The organism is Algoriphagus ratkowskyi, from assembly GCF_002150505.1.
GTDB lineage: Bacteria > Bacteroidota > Bacteroidia > Cytophagales > Cyclobacteriaceae > Algoriphagus > Algoriphagus ratkowskyi.
The window spans coordinates 92,490-111,820 of the sequence record NZ_MSSV01000006.1 but is presented as its reverse complement, the minus strand read 5'-3'; the positions used below and the strand labels follow the sequence as shown (position 1 = coordinate 111,820).

Below are 19,331 nucleotides of genomic sequence, written 5' to 3'. Positions count from 1 at the left end.
AATTTAACATTTTTAACGCTCAATAAACGCGCTGCTTAAATTCCTGCGTTTTCGGGTTTTCAAGATTGATCAGGTAGCCGTTTACTACTGCATACTTTCTGACACCATCTTTCTCCAAGAAGAAATTGGTTGATTCCCCTGTTTTCCAGCCTGCCGTAAATGTCTCGTTACTTTTTAAAACAAGAATAGGAAGATTATGTAAATCATCGCGAGAGCCTTTCTTCACCTTCACTGCTAAATAACCTTTGTTTAGCAGCTCCATTGCCCTCGCATGGTCTATGCTTTCCACCGACTCAAATGAAGACTCGTAAACTTTCCCGGCAACGTATTTTAGACCTGTAGCATCAAACTCCTCCATTCCAAAATAAACCTGCATGTCGCCTAAGTCATCTACATTTCCAGTGACATAAAAGCTATCTCCTGCAGTGCTATCTCGCCTTCTGATCGCCAGATCAACTGGATAGTGCTTGCCATTTACGGGCACCTGCACTTCCTTGAGCAGCAGGTCAACAAGTTGTAAATCGTTGTCTGGAATAGCGAAGTACTCGGCTGTAGTGTATTGCTCGTAGCTTCTGGTTGCGATTTGCTCCAAAGCATTCAAGATAATCATAAAATTCAGCTGACGAATGTATTGCTTATCAGGGTCATTGGGATAGCCGCCAGATTCGATTAAAATCGTACTTGTCCCCCACTTGGTAATGTTGTCTCCAAAAGCTCTCGGCTCAAAGGCATCATCATATTTGCCTACTTGTCCTGGCACTACTTGCTGAAGAACTTCATTCATGCCCACTATCGTTTGCATTGCTCGTGTCCGTACATAATTCACATCTGTTTCATAATTATAGGCTGGCGCCAAAACAGATATTGTAGCTTGTTTTGGTGTACCAAAGGCATTGTAGTAAACTTGTTGATCATGAAGATTAAAGCCAAACTCAGGCTCAAAATCATCTCTGGCACTTTTTAGTATCACCGCCTCTGGTGAGATCTGAGAAATAGCATCCCTGTTCAAATCTATATCTAGGGCATTTCTTCGCTTGAATTCCTCAGCTCCATCAGGGTTGATCATGGGAATGAACTTAAGATCGAGACTCGATTTCAAAAGCACACGGAGTTCATCATATTCGTCACCACTAGCCTCCAAGAAATTGAACAAGTCAAAAAGTGACATGGTAGCCGTGCTCTCATTTCCGTGCATCTGTGACCAAAGCATCACTTTTGTCTTACCATTACCCCAATCCAAGCTAGAAATGCTTCTTCCTTCTACAGACTCGCCTAGTTTTGACACCCGAAAAGCACCTGTATGGCTTTGGATCAGAGGCTGAAGATCTGCATGCTTAAATCTCCTGTGAGTAATTGCTGCTTCATTAAATTTGGAATAGGCAGATTCAAGAGTTTCAACACTAGTAGTATTAGCACTTGGAATTCTTGCTGTTTTACAACTAAGTATTGAAATCAAAAACAGCAAAAACAAGCTGAATGAGAGTTTGGAATTGGCTTTCATAATAATTTCTATTTACCTTCAATAAAATGTTATACTACTTATCATTCAAGCAAAAACACGTTAATTTTGCTTCAAATCGAATTTTTCCGCAAATGAAGTTATCCTACCAAGTCGTTGATCTACCCCTCAAGCATACATTCACCATTGCTCATCAAAGTAGAGATGTGCAAGATACTCTCATCGTAAAACTGCAAGATGGTGCATTTTACGGCTTAGGTGAATCTACCACCAATCCTTTCTACGGTATGACTATTACTAATATGTCGGAATGTTTGGAAAAATTCAGGCCTATAGTCGAAAAAGGTGAGTGGAAAACACCTGCGGAGCTTTGGGATCTAGGCAAAGAGGTATTCAAAGATAATCCTTTTGCGCAATGTGCACTAGACATGGCTGCCTGGGACATATATTCAAAAAAGCAGGGGAAAAAATTATACGAGCTTTTGGGTTTGAACCCAGAGACTATTCCGACTACAAATTTTACAATAGGAATTGATACTATGGAGAAGATGGTGTCTAAAATGAAGGAAGTTCACTGGCCTATATATAAAATCAAACTGGGCACTTCAGATGATCTAGCAATCATCCGTGAACTAAGAAAACATACAGATGGAGTTTTTAGAATAGATGCGAACTGCGCATGGACTGCTGAGCAAGCAATTACTAACTCAGTGGAGCTGGAAAAGCTAGGAGTGGAATTTATGGAACAACCTCTGGGAAAAGATGATCTGGAAGGAATGAAGGAAGTATTCAAGCATAGCAAACTTCCTGTGATCGCGGATGAAAGCTGCATTGTGGAAACTGACGTGCAGAAATGCCATGGGCTTTTTCATGGAATCAACGTGAAGCTGGTGAAGGCTGGTGGGATTACACCAGGTCTTAGAATGATTCGTGAGGCAAAAGAACTGGGCATGAAAACGATGGTAGGATGCATGACTGAATCGTCTGTTGGTATCACAGCAATAGCTCATATTGCACCTCTTCTTGACTATGTGGACATGGATGGAGCGATGCTGCTTTCCAAAGATCCCGCAAAGGGTGTGGTCATCACACCTGAAAAAGTGACTTTCCCTGAAGGAAATGGAATTGGGGCGGAAATGATTGTTTGAGTAGCAAGTAGCTAGATTTAAGTAGCAAAAAGTAAATATTGAGATATAAGAGTCAAGAATTGAGAGTCAAGATCTTAGAAAAAAATTAAGCCAGAGCGATTTTACATCACTCTGGCTTTTGAGTTTTATACTACTTACAATAAATACTTCTCACTTTTTACAGAGTTTACCCTTCACTCACGATCAGCTTAAATCCTTCACCGTGTACCGTGATGATCTGCACTTTAGGATCATCTTTCAGAATCTTTCGGATTTTACTCAGGTACACATCCATACTTCGGGCATTGAAGTAGCTATCATCACCCCAGATTTGCTTGAGCGCATGACTTCTATTCACCAAGTTATTGATCTCGGATGCTAACAAACGAATAAGCTCATTTTCTTTGGAAGTCAACTTATGGCGTCCATTTGGGCCATCCAAAAATTGCTCATCATAATGAAGTACAAAACCTCCAAAGGAGTATACTTTCAGTGGATTGATATCTTCACTCTTATGCGTTCTTTTTAAAATTGCATTGACCCGAAGGAGTAATTCTTCCATGCTAAACGGCTTGGTGATGTAATCATCCGCACCTATTTTCAATCCTTCGATGATGTCATCTTTTTGATTTTTTGCGGTCAGGAAGAGAATAGGAAGGTTTTCTTCTACTTTCTTAATTTCTTTCGCAAGAGTAAATCCATCTTTTTTCGGCATCATAATGTCGAGAAGGCAAAGATCAAATTTCCCTTTTTTGTATTTGTTCCAACCTTCTTCACCATCACGGCAAAGCGTAGGTTCATACCCTTTCATTTCCAAATATTCCTTCAGGATATCTCCCAAATTTGGATCATCTTCGACCACTAATAATTTCGCTTTACTCATTGTTTCTTTGGTAAGTTTATGGTGAATGAGCTCCCTTTTCCAAGTTCGCTACTTACTTGTATTACTCCTTTGTGAGCTTCCAGCATAGTTTTTACATAGGACAATCCAAGGCCAAAACCTTTGACGTCATGTACATTACCCGTTGGAACTCGGTAGAATTTATCGAAAATTTTCCGTTGTGCATCTTTATTCATCCCGATTCCTTCATCTGTAATGGAAATATAGACTTGATTGGTATCGTCTTTAGCTTTTATGATGATCGTAGGAATATCAGGAGAATATTTATTTGCGTTGTCCAGCAAATTGTTGAAAATATGGGTGATGTGAAAAAGATCACCCTCGATAATAGGTTGATTCAGCTCATTGATAAATGTGATATGCCCACCTTTTTTCTCTACCTGAAGGTCAAAATGATCAACCGTAGTTTCTAAAATCTCTGCTAAATTTAATTCTTCAATTTTCAGTTGGAAATCCTTCTTATCCAACGCAGCCGCCTGGAGGACATTTTCTACCTGTGAGACCAAGCGTTTATTTTCATCTTTAATAATACCCAAATATCTAGCTCGAAACTTGTCCTGACTGGACAGCTCGGGATCTTGAAGTGCCTCAACTGCCAAACTAACCGTAGCCAGTGGCGTCTTGAATTCATGTGTCATATTATTGATGAAATCATTCTTAGTATCCGAAAGAGCCTTTTGTCGAATAATCACTTTGATTGCATAAACAAAGCATAAAATAATAACTAAGATGAACACTATAGAACTGGAAATTGGCAACCAGACTTCACGGATGACGTGGTTGCTTTTCTCTGGAAAATATAAATACAGGTAATTATTCTTGCCTAAAATGTCATTCGGAAAAAGCTTGGCTTGAATACCTTTTTGCACCAAGGTGAACTGTTCCTTTACATTCCCAATAGGCATGATCAAACCATCATCTTTCATAAGCCCCAACTCAAAATCCTCCAATATATTCTGTTCCAGCAAATAGCCTTTCAACAACTTCCGGACTTGTGCAGTATCTAATCTATCCAGAATAGCTTGCTGTCCAGCTGCCATCTCATCCCACATTTTATTGAAGAATTCTATCTTCCTATTAGCCTTGGCAATTTTTTCTATTGCATCTGGCGTAAGATTCATTTCAAGGAATCCATATTGGAAATTTTGTTGAGAAACGGATGGCCTCCGTTGCTTGGTAGAGTTCTCTACTCTATTTAAATAGTCATATTGGCGTTCTTTTTCCGATAGCAATACTTGCATTTCGTCTGGGGTGAAGAGCTCTGAAGCAACTTCTGGTGTCAAATAAGTAAAAAAGGTTTCCAAATCATCCAATACCTTACTATCCATCCCTCGAGATTCTAAAATTCTCTTGAATGTCGGGCTTACTTTAGGTGCTGATTCTTGGAAAAATGTGTCGACTAAAGATGGTCTATTTCTTGCGTTTGGCCTGGATCTATATTGAATTTCCAAGGGATCAATTTTCTCAAACAGAGACTTCTGTACCGATGAGTCCTGAAATATAAAACTGTAGATCATATCAGAGTTCTCTCCCTTCTCTAACTGCTCAATTGTACCATTGAGCGCCTGAAGAACATTCTGATCAAATCGCTCACTATTGATTCGAATAGCATTCTTCACCCAATAGAATTGGAAGCCCATCAAACCAAAGCTGGCAAGGGACATTAAGACGACGATAAGGATGATATTACTCTTCGACATGGTGCAAATTTAATCCTATAATCAGGCTGTAATGAGAGCTTAACAATATTTAACCGCAGTAAAGTGGGCGAAGTGTTGACCTATTCGATCTCATTCTTCTATATTTATGCTCAAGAACAGCGTTTTCTTAATTACACTATAACGTATGAAAATAGGAGGCAACTGCCTCCTATTTTTGTTATTTGGCTATCTTCGCCCACAAATTACAGATAATGTCCGCACCTCAACACCCTATTCACCTCCAAGGCGTAAGTCTAGAATCTATTGCTCAAGAATTCGGCACACCAATATATGTTTACGACGGTGAAAAGATAGTGAGCCAAATCAAAGCGCTGCAGACTGCCTTCGCTACTGTTCCACTGAAGATCAAATATGCTACCAAAGCGCTATCCAATATCAGTATTTTGAAATTGGTAAAAAAAGCCGGAGAGGGCGTGGATGCGGTTTCTATAGAAGAAGTGAGGATTTGTATGTTGGCGGGATTTGCCGCTTCGGAGATTATGTACACACCAAGCGGAGTGAACTTCCGTGAGGTACAAGAAGCCGTAGAATTAGGCGTCATGGTTAATCTAGACAGCATTTCGCTGATGGAGGAATTTGGTGAAGTTTATGGCAATACCAAGCCAGCCTGCATCCGAATAAATCCTCACATAATGGCTGGTGGAAATGCTAAGATTTCTGTTGGTCACATTCAGAGCAAATTTGGGATTTCCATCCAGCAGCTTCATGAGATTCTTGAAGTAGTAGAGAAATACAAGATAAAAATCGTAGGTCTTCATATCCATACGGGATCTGATATTCTTGATGCTGAGATATTCCTGAGAGGTGGTAATGTGCTTTTTGAAGCCGCGATAAACTTTCCTGATCTTACCTTCTTGGACTTTGGAGGAGGATTTAAAGTTGCTTATAAATCTGGTGATCCTTCTACTGATATAGCAGAGGTGGGCGCCAAAGTGTCGGCAGCATTCAATGAGTTCTGCGAGAAATATGGCAGAAAGTTAGAGCTTTGGATTGAACCGGGTAAGTTTCTGGTAAGTGAATCCGGGTATCTTATCGTAGAAACTAATATGGTCAAAAAGACGCCTCAAATCACATTTGTGGGAGTGGATTCGGGACTTAATCACCTGATAAGACCGATGATGTATGACGCATATCATGATGTCTATAATCTAAGCAATCCTGAAGGACAGCCACATCCATACAATGTCGTAGGATATATCTGTGAGACAGATACTTTGGCTAAGGATCGTATGCTTTCCTCTGTATCAAAGGGAAATTTATTGGTATTCAAAAATGCTGGGGCATATGGCATCAGTATGTCCTCCAATTATAATTCCAGGCTGCGACCAGCAGAGGTTTTGGTATGGGAAGGCAAAGCCCATTTGATTAGAAAACGTGAGCAATTTGAGGATTTAATTAAAAATCAGGTTGTTTTAGACATTTAATTTAATAAAGAGATGGTATCATTTCCTTTGGTATAATTATTGAACAGATACACGAGAAATTGAATAATTTGCATTTGGCATTATTTATCAATTAGAATAGGTTTGAAATTCATTTGATTGTTAGCCCCAATCATAAGCCCTAGAAGTTTCAAATCGTTAATTCATAATTATTTAACCTTTGCCATTTTACTATTGCATAAGTTTGTAGAGGAATGGCGTAGTTGTCTATGTTTAGGAAAATAATTGGTGTATTCATTACTATTGGGGCTATTTGTTGCATTTTTCCAAATGCAATAGCTCAGGATACCCAGTACTCTCAATTTTATGCCGCTCCTTTATATTTGAATCCCGCACTAACGGGAGCTAGTGAGGTTACTCGCATAGGAGTAAATTATCGAAACCAATGGCCTGGCTTAGATCAAAATTTCAATTCTTATTCCGCTTACATTGATCATTATATTTTTGATTATAATAGTGGTATAGGATTGTTATTCAACGGCAGCCAGGAAAGTTTGGCAAATCTTTCTACCAACGAAATAGGTCTATCTTATGCTTACCGGCTGAGATTGGGTGAAGATAAGTTCTTCAGGATTGGAGGTATGGTAAGCTACATGCAGCGCGATGCGCTTTTTTCTGATCTCGTATTTGGCACCCAAATAGATATCATCAACGGCTCAATCGGCGGGATTACTGATGAGCTCAATGGCATCCCTATTGATAGCCGCTACAGTTTTTTAGACTACAGTGTGGGTGGAATGTTTTACTCCAAAAGAATATGGTTAGGCGCATCAGCACATCATCTTTCTGAACCAAATACTTCATTCGTAGAGGGACAAATCTCCAAGCTCCCCATGAAACTTTCGGCTCAGGGAGGAATAAAATTTGATCTTGGTGGTGGGTCCAGAAATTACTTCACGCATGCTCTTTCAGAGCGATCTGTATCATTTGCATTCAATTACAAACAACAAGACCCATTTAATCAACTGGATGTGGGCGCTCAGTTCTATCTTGAACCTTTAGTTCTGGGAGTTTGGTATCGTGGACTTCCAACCAAAAACAACTTGCCTAATAATGAGGCTATTATAGGCTTGGTGGGCATATCCCTGGAAAATGGTCTTGACATAGGTTATTCCTATGATGTGACTATTTCTAAACTTGGTCTGAAAAATAGTGGTGGCGCACATGAGATTTCTCTCACTTATTCATTTTTATGGGGAAATGCCAATAGTAGAAATCAGAGAGGGAGGGTTATCCCTTGCTTCAAATATTGAGGAAAATTGCCTGAAAGTAAAAATATTTTAGCGATGTGTTTTCACTCAGTTTCTAATAGTATTAGGTACTAATAAATTTATTTTTTAATAGAAATCATAAAAAAAAGCTTCAACCATAAAGCCTTATTTAAGAAAACATTTTTTGAGTATGATAAAATTTTCTAAGCGTCCTTCGAGCAGCAAAATATTCGATTCTAAATTTTTATTAATCTGAATCACATCTCTGAGAAGTATTATCTAAGTGAATGCAATACTTATCTATTGGTAGATCCAGCACTCAATTTGAATATTATTGGAACATGTAGTATTCTATGAGTCAAGCCACCTGCTTAAGAAAAATCTTAAAAGCTCATTAAAAATTACAGAGTACAATCATAGCCAACAAGTTAGACATTACTAGTTCATAAATTAATTTCTCATGTCTTTTTGAATCATCTCAACTCTTGTCTTCGGTAGGCTTTCTGGGTAATTCTTCTGTATGAATTCTATCATTTTTTCTCTTACAAAAACTCGTAAGTCCCAAGCAGTAGGAGAGTTTTTAGCACTTACTAAAATCCTCGTCTCCACCGTATGTTCTTTAGCATCTGACACCTGAAGGACTTTCACTTTTTTGTCCCAAAGAGGAGTGGTCTCTAGAATTCGATCCAATTCTTTGCGCAGCTCCTCAAACGGAATAGTATAATCTGTATATAGGAAAACTGATCCTAACAAGTCTGCTGAAGTCCGAGTCCAGTTTTGGAATGGAGTTTCCAAAAAGTAAGTAGTAGGAAGCACCAGTCTCCTCAGATCCCAGATACGTACGACGATATAATTCAAGTTTATCTCTTCGATCCATCCCCATTCGCCCTCCACTACCACCGCATCTTCTAAACGGAACGGTTGGGTAAAAGCAATCTGAATCCCTGCTATCAAGGTTCCAATGGCTTTCTGTGCAGAAAAACCTATAATAATACCTGCTATTCCGGCTGATGCAAAAAAACCAACACCAACTTTCCTAACCGATTCGAAAGAAATGAGGATCAAGCCTATTGCTAAAAGTACAATAAGAAAATTGCCAATTTTAACTAGCATATTGATTTGAGTCAGGACTTTTCTGGCTTTGAGGTTGTCTTCTTTCGAAATATCATATTGCTTGATGAAGATTTTTTTCATGACTTTCAACAACACAAAAAGACACCAACTTAATCCGCATATAATCAAAATTGTGTTAAAGTGAGGCAGATATGACCATATTCCGACCCATTCTTTAGATACGTCGCCATAGAAAATCTTTGAAAATCCAAGGATTAGAGTCACCAATAAGGGCAAAACCAAACGGGTATAGTATTTCATAAACTCAGTATAAAAAGGGTACAACGAATTTGGACTGACAATTTCAGCCACTGAAAAAGGAGATCTTGGGTGATTTGAGCTTAGAAATTAAGGATTTGCTCCGAGAAAGCCAAAATAGAAGTTACTTGCATTAATCACATGGAAAAGGAGATAATGCCATATTGTGACTGTAATCCAGCGAATCTAAATTGACCTGCACAGGTATTTCATCCACAGTTTTCATTTCGCCGTAGCCTTCTTTCCATCCATCTTCTGTATTTTTAAACACGACCTGGCGCTTAGAAGTAACGCCTTCGGACATAAAAGTATATTCCGCAATGATCAACCCATCTCGGATTTCACCTTCTATGGTACCACTATTTTTATCTTTTTCAAAAATAAAGTAATCGAGTGTTCCCGTAAGCTTAGTTCCATTTATGTGTGTGGTGAGTCGTACGGTATCTTTTTCTCCTATGTATTGAAAACACTCTGTATTAATGGCTTCTATAAGCTCAGTTTCCGGGGAAAAGGCTGCGTCAATCGGGGAATCCTTTTTGGGTCCACTACAAGAGGACAATGCTAATAGAGTCAAAAATACGATATATATAGATCTCATGGCTGTTCGTGAGTTAGTTATAAACTTTTAAAAACAAAAATTCAGCCAACCAATCCTTGCCGTAGTTATAACTATTAGTTCAACTGTGAATAACCAAAATTAAAACATACCTAGCACTTTTACACTTGTTTTCAGGCATAAGCAATGATTACTATCTTTAGCCCAAATCCCGAATTTCTATGAAAAGTAAAACCATCTCTAGCATATTTATTCTATTTGGAGTCCTAATGCTTTTTTCCTGCAAAGAGGAAGTGCAGGAAGAACTATCTGAAAAAATTGAGAGAGTAAGTATAGATGAAATCGAAGAGGGTATAAAAAAGTTTATAGCTGATCAGACAGAAAAAAATGGTGGAGTTTTCCCAATAAAAGATGAGAATCATGATTTGAAAATGAAGCTAGTAAGGGTACATACTGAGTACTTGTCCAGACTAGGTCCAAAAAGTCATTTTGCCTGTGTTGACTTGGTAGATGAAAGTGGAGATGTCTATGATGTAGATTTTTTTATGGAAGGCGATCCTGGGTCTATGGGTGTGACCGCTACTTCTGTGCATAAGTTTAATGGCAAACCCTACTATTCATGGAAACAAAACAAGGAGGATAAAACTTGGTTTAAAGTAGCCATGGCAGAATCTAACAATAGGCTTCTCGGAGTGATAGAAGGTGGTGATGAATTTACTTTTTACTATTCTGCCCAGGTGCCTACGCTAGAAGGACCTGCTAAAATGTGGATTCCTATTAGTGAAACTGATGATTTCCAGCAGGTAGAATTAGTTTCTAAGAAAGTACCAGCAGGTACTAGAGAAATACGTGAGGAAAACTACGGCAACAAACTTCTTTTCATGGAGCTTGGGCCAGAAAATTCTGGTGAGGAAATCACTCTTGCCTACCACGTAAAAAGGAAAGAAAAAGGGCCATATAATGCTCATGAACCTGATGTTTCCTTGTATTTAGGTTCGACTAAACTCATGCCTACGGGTGGGCAGTTTGAGCAAATAGCTAAGGAAACACTAGGTGTTAAAATTAATGATACTCATTTAATACAAGCCCGAGCACTCTATGATTACGTCATCGATAATATGAAATATGCTAAGGTCGGAGATTATGGAAATGGAGATTCTTATTATGCCTGTGATAGTAAAACTGGAAACTGTACTGAATTTCACTCTCTGTTTATTTCTCTGGCTAGATCTGTGGGGATTCCTTCTCGCTTTGCTATAGGGGCATCTATCCCATCGGATCGTGATGAAGGAGGAATAGACGGTTACCACTGTTGGGCGGAGTTTTATGCGGATGGCAAATGGTGGCCAGTGGACATCTCCGAGGCCAATAAATACACCGCTTTGGCAACCTACTATTTTGGACGTCATCCCGCCAATAGAATAGAACTGAGTAGAGGTAGAGATCTGAAGATGACTCCTAGCCCTGAAGCCGGTCCTATAAACTTCCTGGCATATCCATATCTAGAGATTGATGGAAAACAGGTAAAGGTTAATTCCAAATTTACTTTCAGTAGAAAAAATGAGTTATAACTAAAAGAGGCTGTCAATCGACAGCCTCTTTTTGATTAGTAAATGTTCAAAATTAATCTTTTGGATGTTCTGTACTATCTCCATCAGCCGGATGCTCTGTACTATCAGCAGGATGCTCTGAATCAGCTGGATGTTCAGATACTTCTGTTTTTTCATCATTGGCATCTTTCTTTCCACCACAGGATGAGATTGCCATACCTGAGAAAAGCGTAATCAAAATTACCATTGAGAATAATGATCTTAATTTTTTCATAGTTCAGGAAGTTTCGGTTTTATTTGAAATTTTAAGTTAAGAATAATTTTCAAGTTGATCTAAAAGGCAATTTTTTATTAATTATCCTCCTACCCATTCAGCCACAAAGAGGATGGTGTCTCTAGTCCGCCATTGTTTCTATCTGAGGAGAAAACTAGGTATTTTCTATCATTTGAGTAAACTGGGAAAGCATCAAAAGCCCCATCATGTGTGATAGGGTTAAATCATATCCATCAAGTTTAATAATGAAGAGAATAAATGGATAACCACGTTCCGTTTGATAATTTGAAGCGAAAATGATTTTTTCTCCAGATGGATGAAATAAAGGTACCCAATGGGCTTTACCCAGATCTGTTAATTTTCTAGCTTCGCTTCCATCAGCATTTGTTACGTATAGCTCCATACTTGTCGGCATCACCAATCCTTCAGAAAGCAAATCCTTGTATTCCTTTGCCTCTTCATCAAAAGTAGGCCCACAAGCTCTTTGTTAGATGGAGATTTATATATAAAAATGGGCGATTCCACTAGTGTGGATATGACGAATTACTTGCGTGCATTGAGTGCTTTCCAGAAAAAGGACGAAGTACTTCTTGGTTTTATAAGAGGAAGGGAGAAAAAAGAAGTGAAGGTTACTTTATAGTAGCTTACTGTAGGTGTGATAAATTTTTGAGTTAAAATTAAGACACCTTAAAATTCATTGTTTTTAGGTGTCTTTTTAATTTAACAAGTTATTAATTCAGTCAAAGAACGACCTCAACCAAGCTGCATCTTTTAAACCAGTGATGATGGGAATGAAAAGAACATTTGCTGTTAAAATCAAAACATAGGAAAAATAGATTTTGTGATCTTTGATGTAGTCTCTAATCACCAGAAATAGTATGAGCAGAATAATTAGTACTTCATTCCAGATGAAAACATCAGTCCATTCAAATGGGAAGTCAGAAAATTTCTTGGGCTGAAATATGGCATCCAATGGAATGAATGAGAACCGTACAGTACCGGGAGCCAAAACCCAAAATACTGTCGAAATCATCCATCGGGCATGTACTTGTGTATTTCGAGCGTAGACTATGGCAAGTGCTATCGACAAGGTAAAGCCAGAAATTGAAATCAAATCTACAAATGCAAGACTGTACCTAACAGGATAAAGGGGAGAGAATTCGCTCATGTTAGGTAAGCTTATCAGGATCATATTCAGTGCAGAAGCGATGAGAAATCCAGCTATAAGTAGTGAAAGCATACCTACTTTTCTATGAATTTGAATAGTTCGATTGTGGTAAATCCAAGGCTGAATAATCAAACATACATACCAAATAGTGGCTGAGAGTCCATGCAAATGCCAATGCAATGGGGCATTTTTAAAGCCAAACCAGTAGCCTTGAAACCCTATTAACGTAATAACAAATGGTAGTATTAACCACAAATGGAGTTTTGGGAAAAGCTTCATAAAACCCAATCTTAATTGAACAATGAGCCAAAATCATAATACTAATGGCTCTCGATGCAAAAGTGTAGTTATGCGTTGGCGTTCAGTAGTTTAAATATATAATTTTTATGAATTAAAAGGAATAAAAAAAGTCCAGCTGTGAAATTCACAACTGGACTTAGATAATTGATTTATTACAAGTTTTTATTCCAAGATCGGATTTGCTGCGACTCCTTCAAAAGTCATCTTTATAGGCTTGATTGTACCGTCTTCATTAAATTTCATTATATCAATTGCTGTCACTCGATGGTCACGACCTTCATTAGGGATTGGTCGGCGGTGATAGATCATGTACCAGTCGTCGCTGCCGGGTTTTTGGATGACTGAATTGTGACCAGCTCCGGTAGCCACTGTGGTATCGTTTTCTAGGATAGTTCCGATTCTATCCCATGGTCCATTGATATTGTCGGACATAGCATAGGCCACTTTGTAACTGTCATTTGTCCAGCCGCCTTCCGACCAGAGGAAATAATATTTTCCTTCTCTGATAAATATAAAAGGACCTTCTACGTAGCCTTCAGGAGTTATTTCATGGAAAAGCTCACCATCATCCCAAGGCTCGAAGCCAGTAAAATCAGCATTGAGCTTGCCGATGTTGCAGTGACTCCAACCTCCATACAGCATGTAATAGCTGCCATCCATGTCTTTGAAAACAAACTGGTCGATAGGTTGGGCATCATTGTAGAATTCAGAAAGAAGGGGCTTGCCAATATGGTCTTTGAATGGACCGGCAGGTGAGTCCGCAACTGCGACTCCTAGTCCACCAAAATGATTGATGTCATTGTTTGGATCCCAACCATCACGACTTGGGCGCTGTATGTCATTTGCCGAAAAGAAGAGGTAATATTTCCCGTCTTTCTCGATTGCCGCTGGTGCCCACATCGCTTGTCTAGCCCACTTGATGGCTGCAGTATCTAAAATATTCGCATGCTTTTCCCAAGTGACTAAATCCTTTGATGAAAAAGCATCAAAGTGTAATTGGTCAGTGTAGGCAGCGGAGAAGGTAGGGTAAACCCAGTACTCGTCTCCAAACACAATTCCTTCTGGATCAGCATACCAGCCTTCGAAAATAGGATTGCCAGAAAGTTTAGGGACTTCTGTTTTTTCTGTAGTTTTTGGAGAGGAGCAGGCAAAAGCTAGAGCCAAACTTCCCGCTAATAGTGAGTACCTATTTTTCATAGATTTGTTTTCAAAAGTCATGATGTTTCTGCCTAAGACAGGCTCGATTTCATACATAGAGAAATCGGATGAATTAGAAATTTAAGCAGTGGGATTCAAATGTTGGTGCATCTGGAGTAAAAGTGCTGAAATTCGAAGTTTTTTAAATCGTGAGCCGAATAGTTCTCTTATTCGGCTCAAAATACTTGATATTATGAGCCGAATAAGTTGTATATTCGGCTCATGAGCTATAATTGGGAACAGTCGGATTGGCCAAAATTCACCTATAAGGAAGGTAAGTCTGGGAAAATACTGCTTGATTTTCTCATGAAATCCGGACAAATGTCTGGCGTGCTTACTGGTTTGTCGGAGGGGAATCAGACCGAACTGCTACTGGAAATGATGGTAGTGGAAGCAATCAAAACTTCCGAGATCGAAGGTGAATTTCTCAGTCGCCCAGACGTGATGTCTTCTATCAAAAAGAACCTTGGTATTCATGAGGAGCAACCTTTGCTTGTCAAAGATCAGCGTGCTAATGGCATCGCAAAATTGATGATCAAAGTGCGAGCAGATTATGCGCAGGAATTGACAGAAGAAGCACTTTTCGAGTGGCATGAATTGCTAATGGAAGGAAATCGATACGTTCGAGCAGGACGGTGGCGTTCAGATTCTGCTCCAATGCAAGTAGTTTCAGGAACAATTGGGAAGGAAACCGTGCATTTCGAAGCACCTCCTTCTACCCAGATTCCAGCTGAAATGGACGCCTTTATCTCTTGGTTTAACGAAACAGCTCCAGGGAAAACAGCTACGATAAACAATCCGCTGATCCGGTCTGCAATCACTCATTTATATTTTGAATCGGTTCACCCTTTCAAAGATGGAAATGGCCGAATTGGTCGGGCTTTGGCAGAAAAGGCATTGCATCAAGGATTGGGGCAGGCCACATTGATTAGTCTTTCCACTACGATAGAGGCTAAGAAAAAGCAGTATTACGATGCGCTGAAAAGTGGACAAAGCGCTAACGAAATTTCGGATTGGCTCGATTACTTTTCGGACACAGTTTATCATTCTCAGCTGAGCGCAGAGCGATTAATCAACTTCACGCTCCAAAAAGTCAAATTCTTTGATCGCTATAAAAGTGAACTCAATGAACGCCAAGTGAAAGTCATCAATCGAATGCTTGTCGAAGGACCAGCGGGTTTTGAAGGAGGAATGACCGCTAAGAAATTCATTGCGATCACGAAAGCTTCCAAAGCAACTGCAACTCGTGATTTGCAGGCCTTAACTGAGTTAGGGGTCTTTTTACCGCAGGGTGGAGGAAGAAGTGTGAGTTATGAGTTGGTGATAAGTACCTAGTAGCAAGACATAAGTATTAAGAGTTTAAAGCCAATAAATTAGAGCCAAAGAGATAGCAAATCAAAAAATAGTAAGATTGAAAAATTGAAACTGTGACTTCGTCTATTGAAAGCTGTCATTTTTTCCAATTGAAAGTCCCAGAAAGGGGGAATTCTCCTATCTTTGTGCCTGCTTTTGAGGGGGATGTTCTCTCAAAGCGTGAGGGATAGTAGCGACATCCATGCACCCCGATTGTTATCGGGGGGAGTGGATACAGCGGATAGCCCGACCCCGGCTTTTTTAGACGGGGACACGCCCAAAAATTTATTATCACCTACTTGCCCTTAAGAAAGGATTCAGTGAAGACATATCAGGAATTTAAACAAGTGGATTATCCCGGCATCGGGGAATCCGTATTGAAGTACTGGAAAGAAAACCAGATTTTCGAACAATCAGTAACCAACCGTGATGGCGCGGAGACCTTTACTTTTTTCGAGGGTCCGCCTTCGGCGAATGGTACTCCGGGTATTCACCACGTGATGGCACGTACGCTGAAAGATATTTTCTGCCGCTACAAAACGCTTCAAGGTTTTCAAGTGAAGCGCAAAGGCGGTTGGGATACGCATGGTTTGCCTGTAGAATTGCAGGTGGAGAAGGAATTGGGGATCACCAAAGAAGATATTGGCAAAAAGATATCCGTAGAAGAATACAATAAAAAATGTCGTGAGACAGTCATGCGATTCAAAAGTGAATGGGATGATCTGACAGAGAAAATCGGCTATTGGGTGGATTTGGATGATCCTTATGTCACTTTTGAGCCTAACTATATCGAGTCAGTGTGGAGCCTGCTAAAGAAGCTTTACGACAAAGATCTAATCTACAAAGGCTATACAATTCAGCCCTATTCGCCAGCTGCTGGTACAGGTTTGAGTTCGCACGAACTTAATCAGCCAGGCACTTACAAGGATGTAAAAGACACTTCCATCACCGCTCAGTTCAAGCTAAAAGGTGAAGAAAACACCTATATCATAGCTTGGACGACGACTCCATGGACTTTGCCAGCTAACTCGGCTTTGGCGATTGGAGAGAACTTGGACTATGTGAAAGTGAAAACTTTCAATCCCTATACTTTCGACGCTTGCACGGTGATTTTGGCGAAAGCCAGAATTAACTCTTACCTAAATCCTAAGGCTGCTGAACTGAAATTGGAGGATTATAAAGCTGGCGACAAGCTGATTCCTTTCGAAGTTATTGAAGAGTTCAAAGGAAAAGATATGCTTGGCTGGGAATACGAGCAATTATTTCCAATCTCAGGGTTGGCACTGCCAAATCCAGCATTCACAGTAGTTTCTGGGGATTATGTTACTACAGAAGATGGTACTGGAATCGTTCACCTTGCCAAAGCTTTTGGTGCGGATGACTTTAGAACGCTCGCGCAGAATAATATCCCTGGCGTATTCGTAAAGGATGAGCAAGGAAAAGATATTCCGATTGTGGATAAGCGCGGGAAATTCATCACGATGGTAGGTGAATTCCTTGTAGAAAAAGTAGCTGAACATGGAATTACTGCCCATAAAGAATATGGCGTAGATGATTTCTATGTGAAAAACTATACTGAGGATGATGAGAATGCTACGGACTTCAAAAGCACCGACGTGATCATTTCTATCATCCTGAAAAATGAAAATAAGGCCTTTAAGGTAGAGAAATATGAGCACAGTTATCCACATTGTTGGAGAACTGACAAGCCTGTGCTTTACTATCCTATGGACAGCTGGTTTATCAAAACCACAGCTTACAAAGACAGATTAGTAGAGCTAAATAAGACGATCAACTGGAAGCCTGAGGCTACTGGAACGGGTCGTTTTGGCAACTGGCTGGAAAACTTGGTTGATTGGAACTTGAGCAGATCCAGATTCTGGGGCACGCCGCTTCCGATCTGGAGAACAGAAGATGGTACAGAAGAGCGTTGCATAGGATCTATTGCTGAATTGGAAACTGCGATAGATGAATCAATTGCGAAAGGCTTTATGAAAAAGTCCCCATACGAAGGCAGGGAACTGGATCTTCACCGTCCATTTGTAGATGATGTGATTTTGGTTTCTGCCAAGGGTGAGAAAATGATCCGCGAGGCTGATTTGATAGACGTTTGGTTTGATTCTGGAGCGATGCCTTATGCTCAGTGGCATTATCCTTTTGAAAATGAGGATATTTTCAAGGCAAACTATCCAGCAGATTACATCGCTGAAGGTGTTGATCAAACCCGTGGTTGGTTCTTTACGCTTCACGCGATTTCAGTGATGCTTTTTGATAGCGTAGCATTCAAAAACGTAATTGCAAATGGACTTGTGCTGGATAAGAACGGCAACAAGATGTCCAAGCGATTGGGAAATGCTGTCGATCCTTTCAAAACACTTAAGGAATATGGTCCCGATGCGGTGCGTTGGTATTTATTGAGCAATGCCAATCCTTGGGATAACTTGAAATTCAATCTGGATGGTGTGACTGAGGTGCAACGTCGCTTTTTCGGCACCCTTCAAAATACTTATAATTTCTTTGCACTTTATGCAAATTTGGATGCTTTTGTCTATGACAAGTCTAAAGCTATACCAGCCACAGAGCGAGCAGAACTAGATCAGTGGATTCTTTCTAAACTTCAGTCTTTAATCGCTGAGGTAGAAGAAGCTATGGATAATTACGATGCTACTAAAGCGACTCGTGCGATCATGAGTTTCACGGTAGATCAGCTTTCCAACTGGTACGTACGTCTTGCGAGAAAGAGATTCTGGAGAGGTGAGATGAATGCAGATAAGCAGGCAGCATACGAAACGCTTTATGAGTCTTTGCTTTCCCTTACCAAGTTGATGTCTTCTTTTGCACCATTCTATTCGGATTGGTTGTATCAGAATTTGACAGAATCAGGATCAGATGCGAAAGCTTCTGTGCATTTGACGGATTGGGTGGCTGCCGATTCTTCTTTGATCAATACTGATCTGGAAGAAAGCATGGAACTGTCTCAAACGATTTCATCTTTGGTACACTCCCTCAGAAAAAAAGAGAAGATGAAAGTGCGTCAGCCTTTGCAAAGGATTTTGATTCCAATATTAAAAGAGAAAACAAAAGCTCAAATCCAACATTTGGAAGATCTGATCAAATCTGAAGTGAATATCAAAGACATTGAGTTTATAGATGATGCTTCAGGGATCTTAGTGAAAAATGTGAAGCCTAATCTTCCTCTACTGGGCAAGAAACTCGGACCGAAAATGCGCTTCGTAGTGGCGGCTATTAATAACTGGCAACAAGCTGAAATCGCTGAAATCGAACGTGAAGGTAAAATCTCCGTAGATGTGGATGGTGAAAGTCTTGAACTTTTATTAGAGGAAGTACTGATCACTTCACAGGATATTCCAGGATGGTCTGTAGCATCTGATCAGGGAGTGACAGTAGCACTAGATGTGACACTATCTGATGAGCTGCAGCAAGAAGGAATCGCAAGAGATCTTGTCAATCGCATACAGAATCTACGTAAAGACATGGGATTGGAAGTTCAGGATAAGATCAACATCAAGCTTGCTAATGATAATGAGTTGGTAAATAACGCAATTAATTCTTTTGGAGAATACATCCAAACTGAGGTACAAGCATTGAAACTGGAGCTTTCGACAGAGTTGGAAGGCGCATCAGTGCTTGATATGGATGATTTTGAACTAGCTGTTTTGGTAGAAAAAGCCTAATAGCAA

Annotated in this window: 15 protein-coding genes; 6 read left to right on the top strand and 9 right to left on the bottom strand. The window is 39.8% G+C overall.

Features of this window, described 5'->3' with window-relative positions; all coding sequences use genetic code 11:
• Window positions 1-19 precede the first annotated feature (19 nt).
• Complete coding sequence (locus tag BVH02_RS08455) at window positions 20-1,501, bottom strand: M14 family zinc carboxypeptidase (RefSeq protein ID WP_086500975.1); 1,482 nt, start codon at window positions 1,499-1,501, stop codon at window positions 20-22.
• A 92-nt stretch (window positions 1,502-1,593) separates the two neighbouring features.
• On the opposite strand from BVH02_RS08455, the gene BVH02_RS08450 reads away from it, so the two are divergent.
• Window positions 1,594-2,607, top strand: a complete 1,014-nt coding sequence (locus tag BVH02_RS08450; protein WP_086500974.1) for a dipeptide epimerase — start codon at window positions 1,594-1,596, stop codon at window positions 2,605-2,607.
• A 166-nt stretch (window positions 2,608-2,773) separates the two neighbouring features.
• Here BVH02_RS08450 and BVH02_RS08445 read toward each other — a convergent pair whose 3' ends face one another.
• Both BVH02_RS08445 and BVH02_RS08440 read right to left on the bottom strand, forming a co-directional pair.
• Complete coding sequence (locus BVH02_RS08445) at window positions 2,774-3,469, bottom strand: response regulator transcription factor (protein ID WP_086500972.1); 696 nt, start codon at window positions 3,467-3,469, stop codon at window positions 2,774-2,776.
• Window positions 3,466-5,187, bottom strand: a complete 1,722-nt coding sequence (locus tag BVH02_RS08440) for a sensor histidine kinase (RefSeq protein WP_169712835.1) — start codon at window positions 5,185-5,187, stop codon at window positions 3,466-3,468. The genes BVH02_RS08445 and BVH02_RS08440 overlap by 4 nt, the downstream gene beginning before the upstream one ends.
• Before the next feature lie 212 nt (window positions 5,188-5,399).
• Between BVH02_RS08440 and lysA the strand changes: the two genes are divergently transcribed.
• Both lysA and BVH02_RS08430 read left to right on the top strand, forming a co-directional pair.
• On the top strand, window positions 5,400-6,632 hold the full coding sequence (lysA, locus tag BVH02_RS08435; protein ID WP_086500971.1) for a diaminopimelate decarboxylase: 1,233 nt from the start codon (window positions 5,400-5,402) through the stop codon (window positions 6,630-6,632).
• A gap of 227 nt (window positions 6,633-6,859) precedes the next feature.
• Window positions 6,860-7,903: a PorP/SprF family type IX secretion system membrane protein gene (locus BVH02_RS08430; RefSeq protein WP_086500970.1), complete on the top strand. Its 1,044-nt coding sequence runs from the start codon at window positions 6,860-6,862 to the stop codon at window positions 7,901-7,903.
• A 408-nt stretch (window positions 7,904-8,311) separates the two neighbouring features.
• On the opposite strand, the gene BVH02_RS08425 is transcribed toward BVH02_RS08430, so the two are convergent.
• Both BVH02_RS08425 and BVH02_RS08420 read right to left on the bottom strand, forming a co-directional pair.
• Window positions 8,312-9,055 (bottom strand): mechanosensitive ion channel family protein, encoded by a 744-nt coding sequence (locus BVH02_RS08425; protein ID WP_223271829.1) that lies wholly within the window; start codon window positions 9,053-9,055, stop codon window positions 8,312-8,314.
• Between the two features lie 310 nt (window positions 9,056-9,365).
• Window positions 9,366-9,830 carry a hypothetical protein gene (locus BVH02_RS08420; protein WP_086500968.1) on the bottom strand — a complete coding sequence of 155 codons (465 nt, stop codon included), beginning with the start codon at window positions 9,828-9,830 and terminating at the stop codon, window positions 9,366-9,368.
• Window positions 9,831-10,009: 179 nt separating this feature from the next.
• Between BVH02_RS08420 and BVH02_RS08415 the strand changes: the two genes are divergently transcribed.
• On the top strand, window positions 10,010-11,359 hold the full coding sequence (locus BVH02_RS08415; RefSeq protein ID WP_086500966.1) for a transglutaminase-like domain-containing protein: 1,350 nt from the start codon (window positions 10,010-10,012) through the stop codon (window positions 11,357-11,359).
• Window positions 11,360-11,411: 52 nt separating this feature from the next.
• Here the strand turns inward: BVH02_RS08415 and BVH02_RS08410 are convergent, their stop codons facing one another.
• The 4 genes from BVH02_RS08410 to BVH02_RS08395 form a co-directional block, all read right to left on the bottom strand.
• Window positions 11,412-11,612 carry a hypothetical protein gene (locus BVH02_RS08410; RefSeq protein ID WP_086500964.1) on the bottom strand — a complete coding sequence of 67 codons (201 nt, stop codon included), beginning with the start codon at window positions 11,610-11,612 and terminating at the stop codon, window positions 11,412-11,414.
• Window positions 11,613-11,766: 154 nt separating this feature from the next.
• Window positions 11,767-12,015, bottom strand: a complete 249-nt coding sequence (locus BVH02_RS08405; protein ID WP_205635717.1) for a TolB family protein — start codon at window positions 12,013-12,015, stop codon at window positions 11,767-11,769.
• Between the two features lie 333 nt (window positions 12,016-12,348).
• On the bottom strand, window positions 12,349-13,059 hold the full coding sequence (locus BVH02_RS08400; RefSeq protein WP_086500963.1) for a hypothetical protein: 711 nt from the start codon (window positions 13,057-13,059) through the stop codon (window positions 12,349-12,351).
• Between the two features lie 183 nt (window positions 13,060-13,242).
• Window positions 13,243-14,277 carry a glycoside hydrolase family 43 protein gene (locus BVH02_RS08395; protein ID WP_086501008.1) on the bottom strand — a complete coding sequence of 345 codons (1,035 nt, stop codon included), beginning with the start codon at window positions 14,275-14,277 and terminating at the stop codon, window positions 13,243-13,245.
• Between the two features lie 222 nt (window positions 14,278-14,499).
• Between BVH02_RS08395 and BVH02_RS08390 the strand changes: the two genes are divergently transcribed.
• Window positions 14,500-15,612 carry a Fic family protein gene (locus BVH02_RS08390; RefSeq protein ID WP_086500962.1) on the top strand — a complete coding sequence of 371 codons (1,113 nt, stop codon included), beginning with the start codon at window positions 14,500-14,502 and terminating at the stop codon, window positions 15,610-15,612.
• Window positions 15,613-15,950: 338 nt separating this feature from the next.
• Entirely contained in the window at window positions 15,951-19,325 is a 3,375-nt protein-coding gene (ileS, locus tag BVH02_RS08385) for an isoleucine--tRNA ligase (protein WP_086501007.1), read from the top strand.
• Window positions 19,326-19,331 lie beyond the last annotated feature (6 nt).

Excerpts from the sequence above, each read along its gene's own strand:
- BVH02_RS08455 (WP_086500975.1), bottom strand. The coding sequence starts at position 1,501 with ATGAAAGCCAATTCCAAACTCTCATTCAGCTTGTTTTTGCTGTTTTTG.
- BVH02_RS08450 (WP_086500974.1), top strand. The coding sequence starts at position 1,594 with ATGAAGTTATCCTACCAAGTCGTTGATCTACCCCTCAAGCATACATTC.
- BVH02_RS08445 (WP_086500972.1), bottom strand. The coding sequence starts at position 3,469 with ATGAGTAAAGCGAAATTATTAGTGGTCGAAGATGATCCAAATTTGGGA.
- BVH02_RS08440 (WP_169712835.1), bottom strand. The coding sequence starts at position 5,187 with ATGTCGAAGAGTAATATCATCCTTATCGTCGTCTTAATGTCCCTTGCC.
- lysA (WP_086500971.1), top strand. The coding sequence starts at position 5,400 with ATGTCCGCACCTCAACACCCTATTCACCTCCAAGGCGTAAGTCTAGAA.
- BVH02_RS08430 (WP_086500970.1), top strand. The coding sequence starts at position 6,860 with ATGTTTAGGAAAATAATTGGTGTATTCATTACTATTGGGGCTATTTGT.
- BVH02_RS08425 (WP_223271829.1), bottom strand. The coding sequence starts at position 9,055 with ATGAAAAAAATCTTCATCAAGCAATATGATATTTCGAAAGAAGACAAC.
- BVH02_RS08420 (WP_086500968.1), bottom strand. The coding sequence starts at position 9,830 with ATGAGATCTATATATATCGTATTTTTGACTCTATTAGCATTGTCCTCT.
- BVH02_RS08415 (WP_086500966.1), top strand. The coding sequence starts at position 10,010 with ATGAAAAGTAAAACCATCTCTAGCATATTTATTCTATTTGGAGTCCTA.
- BVH02_RS08410 (WP_086500964.1), bottom strand. The coding sequence starts at position 11,612 with ATGAAAAAATTAAGATCATTATTCTCAATGGTAATTTTGATTACGCTT.
- BVH02_RS08405 (WP_205635717.1), bottom strand. The coding sequence starts at position 12,015 with ATGGAGCTATACGTAACAAATGCTGATGGAAGCGAAGCTAGAAAATTA.
- BVH02_RS08400 (WP_086500963.1), bottom strand. The coding sequence starts at position 13,059 with ATGAAGCTTTTCCCAAAACTCCATTTGTGGTTAATACTACCATTTGTT.
- BVH02_RS08395 (WP_086501008.1), bottom strand. The coding sequence starts at position 14,277 with ATGAAAAATAGGTACTCACTATTAGCGGGAAGTTTGGCTCTAGCTTTT.
- BVH02_RS08390 (WP_086500962.1), top strand. The coding sequence starts at position 14,500 with ATGAGCTATAATTGGGAACAGTCGGATTGGCCAAAATTCACCTATAAG.